This is a genomic window from Cryobacterium tepidiphilum (assembly GCF_003716325.1).
Taxonomy (GTDB): Bacteria; Actinomycetota; Actinomycetes; order Actinomycetales; family Microbacteriaceae; genus Cryobacterium; species Cryobacterium tepidiphilum.
In genome coordinates this window covers 182,771-196,830 of sequence record NZ_RDSR01000001.1, presented here as the reverse complement: position 1 = coordinate 196,830, position 14,060 = coordinate 182,771, and the positions used below count along the sequence as shown (strand labels likewise).

Genomic DNA, 14,060 nt, shown 5'->3' with positions numbered 1-14,060 from the left:
GGCCCGGCATCATGCACGCTGTTCCTGCCCCAGGAACGGATGCGACGCCTGGCGTCCAGTCATGCCTATGTGGCTCCCCCACGCTTGTTCGTCGTTGCGTTGAGGAGAATTCGCATGTCAAAATCCAGGCCCAGGCACGCCCAGAAGGCGGCCGGTCGTACCGTGAAGGGCGGGCTTCCCCTTCGTCGCGCGGGAATCAGCGCGCTCGCCATCGCCGCCGTCGCTGGTGCCGGCCTGACCGGCCTTGCCGCCCAGGCCGAACAGCCTGAGACGGGGAAGAACCTCGTCTCCAACGGCACCTTCGCGAGCAGCAACGCAGGCTGGACCGGGGCGAAAAACACGCGCCTGTCAAGCGCTGACGGCCGCGGCGACGACCGTGCCGTGCGCGTGACCAGCACGTCGCACGCCGCGAGCACGGTGGCGCTTTGGGAACGCCGGACGCCGGTCGAGAATGTCGTCGCCAAGCACACCTATCGCGCTACGGCCTGGGTGCGCGTCGAGAAGCTCGGGCGCTCCGTGGCCCTCCGCCTGTACGAGAAGAACCACCGCGACCACGTCGTGGGCACCGAGCAGGCTGCGAGCAAGCCGAAGAGCACCGGCTGGAAGAAGATCACCGCCGACTACACCGCACGCAGCAACGCGTCGTCGCTGGATCTCGGCATCCTGGGCTATGGGGTCGACCGCGACCGCGGGATGGTGATCGACGACGTGACCCTCGTCGACGTCACCCCCGCGAGCACAGCCAGCGCTGCGCCCACCGCGACCGCGACGGCAAAGGCCACCGCCAAGCCCACCGCGAAGCCCTCTGCCAAGTCCACCTCCGAGCCCACGACGAAGCCGTCGGCCAAGGCCACCGAGACGCCCACGACGGCTCCGGATGTCGCGGCCGACGCCGCCGCGCAGACCGAGGCCGCCGCCTCGCAGCCGGCCCCGACGACATCCGCCTCACCCGCCGCTGTCGCACCGGCCAAGACCTCCTCGCCGGCCGCGCCCTCGGGTTGGAAGCTCGCCTGGAGCGACGAGTTCAACGACACCACGATCGACCGCAACGCCTGGACCGTCGAGAACAACTCCACCTACGGCGACGGCAACAAGGAACTCGCGTGCCTCATGGATCGGCCGGAGAACATCAAGGAATCCGACGGCCTCCTCACCATCTCGGCCCGTAAGGAGTCCTCGCCGATCACGTGCGGCTCGCACGACTCCCGGTTCCCGAACGGGCGCTCCTACACCTCGGCGATGATGAACACGAAGAACAAGATGGACTTCGAGTACGGCCGGTTCGAAATCCGCGCCAAGCTGCCCACCACGCCGGGCTCCTCGAAGGGGCTGTGGCCCGCGTTCTGGATGCGCCCCACGTCGGGCAGCCTCGGTGAGCTCGACATCCTCGAGGTGGTCGGCACCAGCAAGAACAACGCCTCTGAAGCCAATAAGGTCAGCCAGACCATCCACTACGACTACGTGCCCACCTACCCGATGCAGGTGAACGTCTACAAGACGCCGTCGGGCAGCTACGCCGACGGATTCCACGACTTCGCCGTGGAGTGGGAGCCCGGCTCGATCAAGTGGTACGTCGACGGCAACCTCACCTACACGCGGACGAAGGACACGACGTCGTGGATCGACAAGGCTTTCTCCGGCGACTTCTACCTGCGCCTGAACATGGCCGTGGGCGGGAGCTGGCCCGGATCGCCTGACGCCGACACCGCGTTCCCTGCCAAGTACCAGGTCGACTATGTGCGGGTCTACCAGCGCTAGTCCCCATCCGCGAGTGCGCAGTTTCTGCCGGCAACCGAGAGGCTTTCCGGCGGAAACTGCGCACTCGCGCGTTAAGGGGCGGGATCAGAGGCCGCGGCCGCGGCTGTTGACGAGGCGCACGAGCGGTCCGGCGGGCACGACGCGGGACGCGATGGCGACCGCCGCGTATGCGCGCAGCTGGAAGGCGTCGTGACGGATCGTGCGGAGCGCCCACTGCCAGGCGTCGCCCCGGTCGCCGAGCGCCGCGAAGGCGAAGGCGACCTGACCCTCGATCCGCGCGGATCCCTTGGGGGACTCCGCGAAGCGCTGGTGCTTTGCAAGCAGGTAGCTGAGGCCGTCGGCGATGCCGCGCCATTTCTCGGAGAAGAAGGAGGCGCGGTCCCAGTGCACGATGACGAGCGGCTCCCGCACGGCGAGCACGTGCCCCTGACGCGCCATGCGCAGCAGCAGGTCGTAATCCTCCCCGTATGAGGCGGGGAGCTCCTCATCGACCAGCCCAACCTGGCCGAGCAGGTCCGACCGCCGCATGAGGAAGGAAGACGGGTGGAGCTCCGTGATGCGCGACAGCAGCAGGTCCGCGAATTCGACCCGGTCCGGCGGCAGTCGCACGTGGCTCTGTTCGCCGGTTTCGATGCGGATGCCGGTGGCCACCATGATCGCGCCGGGATCGGCCTGCCACGTTTCCACCTGCCGGCCCAGCTTGCCCGGCAGCCACTCGTCGTCGTCGTCGCAGAAGGCCACGAGTTCGCCGCTAGTCGCCAGGATGCCGGTGTTGCGACCGCCGGCGAGCCCGGGTGCGCGCACGTTCGCGGTGGTCTTCAGTCGACGCCCTTCGGGCACGGCGATATCGTCGAGCGGGTCGATCTCGATGCGGTCGTACACGACGACCACGTCCACGTCCCCGGCATAGTCCTGCGCGAGGATCGCACGCACGGCGGCGCGCAGCAGTTGGGGCCGTCCCCGCGTCGCGATGACGACGGAAACGCCGGGGAGCGGAACAACATTTTCGGGTGAGTTCATCATTAGCCGCTTCGTTCGGGTCGGATCGGTGCCGCTCAGTGTATTGGAACGGCGCGCTCATTCCTAGTATTTTTGAGGATTGCTCGACTTGTGGGGACGTCCAGCGGCGGCTCGGATCGTGGCAGCGCCAGGGCCGCGGCGATCATGGCGATGGTGAGGCCGGCCGTGAGGATGCCGTAGTAGCTCGACTCGACGACGACCACGAGGAGCGCGGTATTACAGGCCAGCCCGAGCGGATCCCAGCGATGAAGGGTGCGGAGATACGCCCACACCAGCCACCCCATGAAGAACGCCAGTCCCGGGAACCCGTGGGAGAACAGCACCATCCACATCTGCCCCTGGGTGCCCACAGACGGAGCGCCCTCCTTCAGCGACGGACGCGGCGCCCCATAGCCGAAGAGCGGCGACTCGAGGGTGCGCTGGAACGTCTCGTCATAGAGGCTCGCGCGATCCGCGGTCGTCGAACTGACGGCGAGCCGGTCGGTGATCCGCTGCGCGACCGGCACCGTCATGAAGACCACCCCGACGACAAGGGCGAGCCCGAGCAGGGCGAGGATGGCGCGCAGGTTGCCGCGCAAGACGAACCGCACGGTGACGTAGGCCAGGGCGAGCGCGAGGCCGATGAGCATCCCGCGGTTGAGCGTGAGCAGGGCGGGAACGAGGGAGACGGGGAGGGCGAGCAGCAGGAACCAGAACCGGCGCTCTCGGCGAACCGCGACCATGTAGCCGATGACGATGGGCGTGAGCATCGAGTACACGTTCCCCCACCCGTTCGTGTACAGGAACGGTGCGCTCGGTCGCGGATCGATCTGGAGCCAGGAATCGGGGTTGTACTGGGTCACCTGCCGGACGGCCATCTCATGCACCAGCTCGTTGTCGAGCAGCGGCTGCGGCAACACCATGGCAAGCGGCGTGGTGAACGACAACAGCGGGAACAGGACGCCGATGAACCCTCCCACCATGGTGATGAGCCAGAAGACGGTGAGCACACCGCCGACGTACCGCGGGGTGAGCCGCAGGCGCGCGTTGTACACGTACACGAAGACAATGGTCGTCACGAGGTACAACAGGGCGCGGTAGACGAATCCGATCAGTCGACCGCTGGTGTCGATCCCGATCCCGGAGCACACCATCCACACCATGAACAACAGCCAGATGCCGAAGCCACGCGGAACCTCGATGCGCCCCCGGCGCACCAGGTAGAAGACCATGGCGAACGAGAGGGGAATCCACGCCATCTCACCGAGGCCCAGGAGCCACCACGCCGGGAACCACACGAACATGAGGGCGAACGGCCACCGCGGCAGGAGTCGCTCCGGTGCGGTCGACGTACGCATGCAGGATCACGTCCCCTCTGCCACCAGTCGGGTCTGGCGGTGGTAGGTCACAGTATATGGACCACTCCGGGCCGAATGTCCATGGGATATTGACATTTGCTCGGTTGCACTGCCACCGTTGTCCTGTCCACAGCCGACCCGAGGGGGGACATGTTCGACTCCATGCCACGCACGGCGTCCGCCCAGAGCGTCGGTATCGACCAGTACGGATTCGTGCTGAAGCGGCAGTGGTATGTCGTCGTGCTGGCAACACTCGTGGGCGCACTCGTCGCCTGGGGTTACCTCCTCGCCGTCCCGGCCGCCTCGACGGCGACAACGGATGTGCAGCTCGACGTCATCGCGACGAACGCCTTCAGTTCGTCGCGTCCCCCGCAGAGCCTGCTCGACACCGCGACCGAGTCGGAGATCGTTCACTCCGCCGCTGTCGCAGCCCGGGCGGCTCGCGCCCTCGGCGACGCGCAGACGCCGGACGCCCTGCGCGCCGGCCTGGAGACGACGACCTCCTCCGACGGCCAGGTGGTGCACCTCAGCTACACCGCCCCGACGACCGAGCAGGCCCGCGCGGGCGCCGACGCCCTGGCCGCCTCGTACCTCGCCTACCGTAGCGCGCGCGCCGACGCGGAGATCGCCGGCATGCTCACCCGGATCCAGCAGGAACTGGCCGGCCTGCAGAAGCAGCTCGGCGAGGCGCGCACGGCGATCGATGCGGCCGAGGCCGCGCACCGCGATTCGGTGCTCGCCCGCACCAGCCGCGACGTCGTCACCAAGGGCATCGACCGGCTGGTGTCCGAACGCACCGACCTCGCCCAGATCGACACCGCCGGGGGCGTCATCCTCAACCGGGCCGTCACGAACCCGGTGAGCGTCACGCCGAACCCCCTCATCACCATGGCCGGGGGCGTGCTGGCCGGCCTCGTCTTCGGCATGATCATCGCCTTCCCGATCAACCGGCTCGACCGCCGGTTCCGGAACGCCCGCGAGGTCGAACGCGCACTCGGCCTTTCGCCGCTCGCCGTGCTCACGGCCCGCACGCCGGAGTTCCCCGAGACGAACACCGAGGCGCTGCACGCCCTGGCCGCGGTGCGGGAGCGTGTGCTCGCTCGTCTCGAACCGCCCGCGTCCCTGGCGGTCATCGACGATTCCTCCGGCCCCGACGAATTCGGCCTGCCCGCGACGCTGGCCCTCGCCTTTGCCGAGAGCGGCATTCCCGTGAGGGTGGTGCTCTTCGACGTGACCTCCCGTGCGCGGGAGGTGCTGGGTAACCGGCTGGGCCTGATGACCGCCACGCGGGCGAAAGGGCCCGAGCGGTTCCAGTCGGCGCTGCACCCCGGCCTCGAATTCTGCCTGCTGCCCCCGGCCGGCACGACGCCGTCGGGCGTCGCCCCCGACCTCGCCGAGACGGTGGACTCCGCGCCCGAGAACGGGATGACGCTGCTCGTGGCCAGGTCGACCGCGCCCGAGACCAGCCTCGTAGCCGCGCTGCGGCTGGCCGACGGCGTGGTGCTGGCACTCGCGAGCCGGTCGAGCACGTCGAAGCGCGCCTTCGCCATCCTCCGCGAGGCTGCCGCGATCGGCACCCCTCTCCTCGGCACGCTGATAACGCCCCGGCACCGGCGGATGCGCCGCCACCGCGATCACGCGCTGGCCGGCGCCGTGCCGGCGGCAGAGGCCTCCTGACCGACGTTCGGTCGCGCGCCGCCGCGACGGTGCGCTGAGAGCGCGGCGACGCCACGGCCCCCGAAATGGGGCCACGCCCGACAGGCAAACATGAGGACTTCTCTTGTTCTCGGGGTGCGCGCCCGGTTACGGTGGCAGCAACGAACCGCGCAACCCGAATCGCAGGATCGATGAACCCGACGACTGACCCCGAAAACACCCCCGGCACCGGCCGCGGGGGCCCACGACGCTGGCTGTACCCCGTCGTGCTGGCCGTCGCCGTCGCGACCGCGGTCGGCGGCCTGGCCTGGACGGCCTTCCCCGGCGCCGACACCAGACTCGCCGCCGCCGCACCGGCCCCCACCACGCCGGCCGCCGCGAGCACCGCGACCCCCACCGCCCCGGCCGCGAAGAACTCCGCCACCGCCAAGCCCGCTCCAGCCACGCCCGCCCCCGGCACACCCGGCGTGCCCCTGGACAACACCCACGCCAAAGCCTCCCTGCACGGCTTCCTCGGCGCCGTCGCCACCGTCGACAACGTCAGCGACGTGAAAAAGCAACTCTCTCCCGTCGCCACCGGCGCGATCCTCGAAGAACTCGGCAACGAACACCTCGAACTCGACTCCAACGGCTGGACCCAGCACGGCCAATCCGTCGTCGACAGCGTCAAAGTGCTCCACACCACCGCCACAACCGCCACCGTCCAGGCCTGCATCGACTCCAGCGCCGTCACCATCCTCGACAACAAGGGCAACCCCATCGGCACCCCCGACACCAACCGCCGAGCCCTCAACATCTACACCCTCACACAGGGCACCGACGGCACCTGGCAGGTTACAGACCGCACCTTCCCCGACAACCCCACCTGCTAACCCACAGCCCCACCCGCCTCACCGGCCTCGGCGTCCCGCCGGGGCCACGCCCCTCCCATGAAGACCCGAACTCATCAAGGAGACCCCCTGTGTCACTGACCCGAAAACCGGCCACCCGCGTCGTCCCGCCCCGCGCAACCGTGCGTCGCTCTCGCATCCGCCGCCCCGCCCCTGCCCCCCGCACGCACGACGTGAACGTCGTCGGGGTTCCCGTGAGCGGCCTGTCCATGACCCAGCTCGTGCAGACGATCATGGGCTGGACGGAGACCGAGGGAATGAAGGTGGCCGTGGGCGTGAACGCGAACGTGTGCAACCTCGCCGCCAGCGACGCCTCCTTCCGGCAGATCCTGCTCTCGGCCGACCTCGACTACCCCGACGGCCAGTCGATCGTGTGGGCGGCGCGCGCGCTCGGCGCCGACGTGCCGGAGCGGGTGGCGACGACGGACCTCATCAACCCGCTGGTCGCCGAGTGCGCCCTCCGCGGCAAGAAGATCTACCTCTTCGGCGCCGCTCCCGGCGTCGCCGCCCGTGCCGGCGAGCGCCTGGCGGAGCGCGCCCCCGGCCTGCAGTACCGCGCCCGGGACGGATTCGTGTCCGAGGCGGAGATGCCGGCGCTCATCGCCGAGATCGACGCGTACGACCCCGACATCCTGCTCGTCGGCCTGGGCGACCCGCTGCAGCAGGCCTGGGTCGCAGACCACCGCACCGAACTGCACGTGCCGGCCGTCCTCACTTGCGGCGGGCTGTTCGACTGGGTGAGCGGATCCAACCGTCGTGCCCCGCAGTGGATGATCTCGGCGGGCCTGGAATGGCTGTGGCGGCTGATCCTCGAACCGCGCCGCCTTGCGAAGCGCTACCTCGCCGGAAATCCGGTGTTCCTGGGCCGCTTGACCGTGCAGCTCCTGCGCGCCCGGCTCACCGGCGCGCGCGCCTGACCCTGGACCGCCGATGAGCACCACCGTGAGGACCGAGGCCGCCGGACCGGCAGCCGTGAAGCCGCCCGAGAACCTGATGAAGGGCGGCATCACCAGCTTCCTCGGCGCGGCCACCAGCGCGCTGATGGGGTTCATCCTCACGGTGGTGCTCGCCCGCACCCTCGGCGACTCCGGTGCCGGCGTGATCCTGCAGGCCATCGCGATCTTCACGATCGTGCTGAGCTTCGCCCGGGCGGGCATGGACTCCGCGGCGGTGTGGATCATGCCCCGCCTGGCCGACCACGACACCGGTCAAATCCGTTCCGCCCTGGCCGTGATGTTCACCGCGACGGCGGGCGCCGGCATCGTGTGCGGCATCGGCACGCTGCTGCTCTCTCCCCTGCTCGCGGGAAGCGGTGACCCGCACGCCGGCGACGTGCGGCAGGCGGTCGCCGTGGTCGCCTGGTTCATCCCCGTGGGCGCCCTGCTCCTCGTCGCCCTGTCGGCGACGCGCGGTCTCGGCGGCGTGCTTCCGTACGTCACTGTGGGGAGCGTGGCCCTGCCCGCGCTGCGGCCGGTGGTCGTCGGGCTCCTCGCGCTCGGCGGCGGCTCGCTTACCGTCATCGCCCTCGGCTGGGCGGCCCCGCTGCCGCTCGCGCTGGCCGCCGCCGTGCTGGTGCTCGTCAGGCAGGTCAGGCGTCACGAACGGGCCGGCGACGCCCGCGGCTCCTTCTTCGCACCCTCCCGCACCCTGCGGAAGACGATTTGGGCCTACTCGGCGCCACGCGTGGTCTCGGCCGGGCTCGAACAGTCGGTGATCTGGCTGGATGTGCTGCTCGTGGGCATCATCAGCGGCTCCGCCGCCGCGGGCGTCTACGGCGGGGCCAGCCGCTTCGTCGCCGCCGGCCTGATCGTGAACACCGCGATCCGCGTGGTCGTCGCCCCCGCGTTCAGCCGCCTGCTCGCCCAGGAGAAGAAGGCCGAGACGGGTGCGCTGTACCGCACCGCGGCCACGTGGCTCGTGCTCTTCGGCACGCCCATCTACGTGATTCTCGCCCTGTTCTCGCCCGTGGTCCTGGGCCTGCTCGGACCGGAGTTCGTGCGCGGCGGCACCGCCCTCAGCATCCTCTGCGTGGGGGCGGTGCTCACCTTCACGGCCGGAACCATCCAGTCGCTGCTGCTGATGAGCGGCCGGAGCGGCTGGGACGCGGTCAACAAGTCCGTCGTGCTGTTCGTCAACGTGGCCGGAAACCTGCTGCTCATCCCGCTCATGGGCATCACCGGCGCCGCCGTCACCTGGGCCTTCAGCATGCTCGTGGACGCCGCTCTGGCCGCGATCGAGGTGCGGAAGTTCCTCGGCATCTCCATCGAGCTGCGAAGCGTGCTCTACGCCCTGCTGGTGCCGGTGGCCTCCGTGGGCCTCCCCGCCGGCATTGCCCGCCTCACCCTCGGCCCCGGACTCCTCCCGATGACCCTCTCGATCGTGGTGGGCGGAATCTTCCTGCTCACGTGGTGCGCGCTCGACCGCGAACGCCTGCACCTCCACGAGCTGGTCGTGCTCGCCAGGAGAAAACGGGCCCCCTCCCCGTCTCTGCTGTAACCCTAAGTGGGGCCAATCGATCCCCATAAAAGGTGAGCATCTCTCTTGTTAGTCCTCACGGCCGCCGGTTACGGTGGCAGCAACGAACCGCGCAACCCGAATCGCAGGATCGATGAACCACAACACGACTGACCCCGAAAACGCCGGCACCGACGGCACACCAGCCCCGACCAGGCGGCGCCGCTGGGTGTTCCCCGCGGTCCTGACCGTCGCCGTCGCGACCGCGGTCGGCGGCCTGGCCTGGACGGCCTTCCCCGGCGCCGACACCAGACTCGCCGCCGCCGCACCGGCCCCCACCACGCCGGCCGCCGCGAGCACCGCGACCCCCACCGCCCCGGCCGCGAAGAACTCCGCCACCGCCAAGCCCGCTCCAGCCACGCCCGCCCCCGGCACACCCGGCGTGCCCCTGGACAACACCCACGCCAAAGCCTCCCTGCACGGCTTCCTCGGCGCCGTCGCCACCGTCGACAACGTCAGCGACGTGAAAAAGCAACTCTCTCCCGTCGCCACCGGCGCGATCCTCGAAGAACTCGGCAACGAACACCTCGAACTCGACTCCAACGGCTGGACCCAGCACGGCCAATCCGTCGTCGACAGCGTCAAAGTGCTCCACACCACCGCCACAACCGCCACCGTCCAGGCCTGCATCGACTCCAGCGCCGTCACCATCCTCGACAACAAGGGCAACCCCATCGGCACCCCCGACACCAACCGCCGAGCCCTCAACATCTACACCCTCACACAGGGCACCGACGGCACCTGGCAGGTGACAGACCGCACCTTCCCCGACAACCCCACCTGCTAACCCACAGCCCGACCCGCCTGCGACCCACAGGCCCCAAAAACTCCCATGCAGACCCGAACTCATCAAGGAGAATCCCGTGTCACTCACCCCGAAAGCACCGACCCGATCCCTCGGGCTCGGTGCGGCGCTCGCGACCACCGTCGTGGTCGCAGCACTCCTCACCCCGCAGACGGCGACAGCCGCCGCATCGCTCCCCGCACCTGACGGGGCCAGCGCCGCCACCGCAGCGGCCTCCTGCTGGGAGGTCAAGCAGACGACGCCGGCTGCCAGGAGCGGAATCTACTGGCTGGTGACCCCGGAACTCGGGGCGCCGCAGCAGTTCTACTGCGACCAGGAGACCGACGGCGGCGGGTGGGTGCTGGTGGGCCGCGGCCGGGACAACTGGTCAGACACCAACGAGGGCTGGGGCACGCCGGCCGACGTGCGGAGCGTGGTGACCGGGCCGGCGGCATTCAAGCCCGCGCAGCTCTCCGCGAAGGTCATCGGCGGGCTGCTGAACGGCAAGCCGGTGAGCTCGCTGCCCGACGGCATCCGCCTGCACCGGGCCACCAACACGGATGGCACCGCCTGGCAGGACGACACCTTCACCTTCGACTCCCCCCGCGATGACTGGGCCTGGGTGTTCGACAACCAGCAGCGCGTGAAGACCTGGACGATCGGCGGCGTCAGCGGCACCGGTGGCCAGACCGCCGCGTTCGGCTCCGGGACGGGCCTGAACCGCATCGAGACCAGGACCGGCGCGAACCAGGGCTGGGTGAGCGGCTTCGGCTTCGGCACCGCCGTCCACGGTTCCCAGGCTGCGGGCAGCTACCTGTGGGAGGCCAGCATCGGCAAGGGCAACGCCCGCCCGTTCACGCAGGTCTTCCTTCGCCCGAAGCTCCTCGGCGCGGACATCTTCACGGCGATCCCCGATTCCGGTACCGAGAAGCGCACCATCCCGGCGGCGGCCGAGAGCTTCGCCATGCCGACGGTGTGGGGCGTCTCCGGGCTCGGCACCGGCCCCTCCTCGGACAATGAAGGCAGCAACGAGGTGTCCGCCTTCGCCGAGGGCAACGGCGTCGTCTACGTCGGCGGCAACTTCCTCACCGTGCAGAAGAGCGCAAGCGGGGCGAGCGCCGTTTCGCAGCCGTACCTGGCCGCGTTCGACGTGAAGACCGGCGAGTGGATCTCGAGCTTCCGCCCGACGTTCGACGGGCAGGTCAAGGCCATCGCCGTGCTCCCCGACGGGCGCGTGGCCGCGGGCGGCTACTTCACCACGGTGAACGGCAGGAGCCAGCCGGCCTTCGTCGTGCTCGACCCGAAGACGGGCGCGACCGACACCACCTTCACCACCAAGGTGATCAACAAGCTCGCCAGCGGCATCCCGGTCGTGCGCAGCCTCGACGTGCAGGGCGACTGGCTGTACATCGGCGGCACGTTCACGCACATGACCGGCGGCACGCGGAGCACCGAGAAGTACGTGCGGTCCGCCGGGCGCGTCTCGGTGACGGACGGCACCCCGGGCGACAACTGGAACCCCGAGTTCAACGGGACGGTCGTCTCCCTCGATGCCTCTGCCCAGGGCGACCGGGTGTACTTCGCCGGTTACTTCACCACCTCGGCCGACACCGACGCCGTCAAGGGAGCCGTCATCACCACCGACACGGCGAGCGTGATCCCGTGGGTCATCGACTTCTCCAGCACCAGCAACTATCAGCAGGCGGTGAAGGAGGTCGGAAACCGGGTCTGGATCGGTGGCTCCCAGCACATGCTCTACAGCTACGCGCGGTCGGACATGTCGGAGCTCAGCACCAACATCGGCTACCCGAACGGTGACATCCAGTCCATCTCCACCGATGGCACCGTCGTCTACGCCGGCTGCCACTGCTTCTACACCGACTACGCCGGTGCCCGCCGCTGGCCGAACATCGGAACCACGTGGACGCAGGCCAACAAGATCAACTCCGCCGGCGGATGGAACAACGCGACCGGAAAGTATGTCACCCAGTTCAACCCCACGGTGAGCCAGCGGGGCGGGGCCGGCGCCTGGGCGCTGTTCAACGACTCGACGGGCGCCACCTGGTTCGGCGGCGACTACAAGAGCTCCGTGAAGGCGGGCTGGACCGAACAGTGGTCGGGCGGGTTCGTGCGCTTCGCCCACAACGACACCGACGCGCCGTCCAGACCGTCGAATCTGAAGGCATCCGTCGGTTCGACGGGCACGACCCTCAGCTGGTCGGGGGCAACGGATGACCGCGGCAGCGTCACATACGAGATCCTGCGCAACGACCGGGTCATCGCCACGACGACCGCACTGTCGGCCACCGTGCCCGTCGTGCCCGTCGACGTGAAGTACTTCGTGCAGGCTGCCGACCCGAGCGGCAACCGCTCGGCCAGCACCACGGCGGTACCGGTGAAGGCCGGCTCCCCCGTCGACCCGCCCGTCGACCCGCCGGCATCGAACGGCGTGCTCATCCCGGCCGGCTCCTCGTGGAAGTACTACTACGAGGCCACCGCCCCGGCTGCCGCCTGGAACACCGCCGGCTTCGACGACTCCACCTGGAAGAGCGGTGCGGCCCCCATCGGTCGCGGCACGGCCGACATCAAGACGGCCCTGACGGCGACGTCCCCGTATCCGTTGACCTCGTACTACCGCACGACGGCCACGGTGACGGATGCGACGAAGGTCGCCTCGGTGACGCTGACCGCACGATCCGACGACGGCATCGTGGTCTACGTGAACGGGAAGGAAGTGGCCAGGAACAACCTGCCCTCCGGAACCATCACGTCGGGCAGTTACGCCACGGCGCCGGTATCGGGGTCCACCGCGGTGGCCAACCCGGTCACCTTCACGGTTCCCGGCTCGGCGTTCGTGACCGGTCCCAACTCGATCACCGCCGAGGTGCACTCGAACTACCGGGCGGCGAGCAGCCACAGCTTCGAGCTGTCGGCCACCGTCACCGCGGGCAGCCAGCCCGCCGGGGAGGACCCGGTGGACCCGCCGGCCGACCCCGGTGACGGGGGCGGCGACCCGCCGGCCGACGACACCGCCCTCGTCGCGAATGGAGCCGACTGGCAGTACTACTACGCCGACACCGCCCCGGGTTCCGGCTGGAACACCGCCGGGTTCGACGCCTCCACCTGGAAGACCGGTGCCGCTCCGATCGGCCGCGGCACGAACGACATCGCCACCACCCTCACGGCCGCGTCGCCGTATCCGCTCGCCTCGTATTACCGCAAGGCGGTCACGGTGGCGGATGCGACGAAGGTCGCCTCGGTGACGTTGACCGCGCGCTCCGACGACGGGATCGTCATCTACGTGAACGGCAGCGAAGTGGCCAGGAACAACATGGGGACGGGCGCGGTCGACTTCGACAGCTACGCGAAGTCGCCAGTGGGGGCGACGACGGCGGTCGCCAGCCCGGTGACGTTCGAGGTGCCCGGCTCCGCATTCGTCACCGGCGCCAACCTGATCACCGCGGAGGTGCACTCCAACTACCACTCGGCATCCAGCCACAGCTTCGAGATGGCGGCCACGATCACCCCGGGCACCCAGCCCGCGGCCGAGGACCCGGTGGACCCGCCGGCCGACCCGCCGGCCGACCCGCCCGCTGACGGCGTGCTCGTCGCGGCCGGCGCCGACTGGCAGTACTACTACTCCGACACGGCGCCGGGATCGAGCTGGAACACGGCGGGATTCGACTCCTCCACCTGGCAGACGGGTGCGGCCCCGATCGGTCGCGGAACGAATGACATCGCAACGGCCCTGACCGCGGCGTCGCCGTATCCGCTGACGTCGTACTACCGCAAGGCGATCAGCGTGACGGATGCCGCGAAGCTCGGATCGGTGCTGGTCACCGCGCGCTCCGACGACGGCATCGTGGTCTACGTCAACGGCGTCGAAGTGGGACGCAACAACCTGCCGAGCGGCGCGGTGTCGGCGAACACCTACGCGACGGCGCCCGTGTCGGCCAGCACGGCCGTCGCCAACCCGGTCACCTTCACCGTTCCGGCCTCGGCGTTCGTGACGGGCGCGAACCTGATCACCGCCGAGGTGCACTCCAACTATCACAGCGCGTCGAGCCACAGCTTCGAGCTGATCGCCGCGGTGCAGTAGAG

General features: G+C 69.5%; 9 protein-coding genes. 7 read left to right on the top strand and 2 right to left on the bottom strand.

The features are described from left to right. Positions 1 to 114: 114 nt before the first annotated feature. Entirely contained in the window at positions 115 to 1,758 is a 1,644-nt protein-coding gene (locus EEJ31_RS00960) for a family 16 glycosylhydrolase (RefSeq protein ID WP_158603872.1), read from the top strand. Positions 1,759 to 1,842: 84 nt separating this feature from the next. On the opposite strand, the gene EEJ31_RS00955 is transcribed toward EEJ31_RS00960, so the two are convergent. Continuing rightward, positions 1,843 to 2,778 carry a glycosyltransferase family 2 protein gene (locus EEJ31_RS00955; RefSeq protein ID WP_123044501.1) on the bottom strand — a complete coding sequence of 312 codons (936 nt, stop codon included), beginning with the start codon at positions 2,776 to 2,778 and terminating at the stop codon, positions 1,843 to 1,845. A gap of 35 nt (positions 2,779 to 2,813) precedes the next feature. After that, positions 2,814 to 4,115 (bottom strand): O-antigen ligase family protein, encoded by a 1,302-nt coding sequence (locus tag EEJ31_RS00950; protein WP_123044403.1) that lies wholly within the window; start codon positions 4,113 to 4,115, stop codon positions 2,814 to 2,816. 150 nt (positions 4,116 to 4,265) lie between these two features. Here EEJ31_RS00950 and EEJ31_RS00945 point away from each other — a divergent pair, with 150 nt between their 5' ends. The 6 genes from EEJ31_RS00945 (at position 4,266) to EEJ31_RS00920 (ending at position 14,058) form a co-directional block, all read left to right on the top strand. Continuing rightward, positions 4,266 to 5,792 carry a YveK family protein gene (locus EEJ31_RS00945; RefSeq protein ID WP_123044402.1) on the top strand — a complete coding sequence of 509 codons (1,527 nt, stop codon included), beginning with the start codon at positions 4,266 to 4,268 and terminating at the stop codon, positions 5,790 to 5,792. A gap of 170 nt (positions 5,793 to 5,962) precedes the next feature. Next, a complete protein-coding gene (locus EEJ31_RS00940) occupies positions 5,963 to 6,643 on the top strand; it encodes a hypothetical protein (RefSeq protein ID WP_123044401.1) in 681 nt (226 codons plus the stop codon). A gap of 89 nt (positions 6,644 to 6,732) precedes the next feature. Further along, positions 6,733 to 7,578, top strand: coding sequence for a WecB/TagA/CpsF family glycosyltransferase (locus EEJ31_RS00935; RefSeq protein WP_123044400.1), 846 nt, complete (start codon positions 6,733 to 6,735; stop codon positions 7,576 to 7,578). Positions 7,579 to 7,591: 13 nt separating this feature from the next. Beyond that, positions 7,592 to 9,157, top strand: coding sequence for an oligosaccharide flippase family protein (locus EEJ31_RS00930; RefSeq protein WP_123044399.1), 1,566 nt, complete (start codon positions 7,592 to 7,594; stop codon positions 9,155 to 9,157). Positions 9,158 to 9,269: 112 nt separating this feature from the next. Beyond that, positions 9,270 to 9,962, top strand: coding sequence for a hypothetical protein (locus tag EEJ31_RS00925; RefSeq protein ID WP_123044398.1), 693 nt, complete (start codon positions 9,270 to 9,272; stop codon positions 9,960 to 9,962). 76 nt (positions 9,963 to 10,038) lie between these two features. Continuing rightward, positions 10,039 to 14,058, top strand: a complete 4,020-nt coding sequence (locus tag EEJ31_RS00920; protein WP_123044397.1) for a fibrinogen-like YCDxxxxGGGW domain-containing protein — start codon at positions 10,039 to 10,041, stop codon at positions 14,056 to 14,058. Positions 14,059 to 14,060 lie beyond the last annotated feature (2 nt).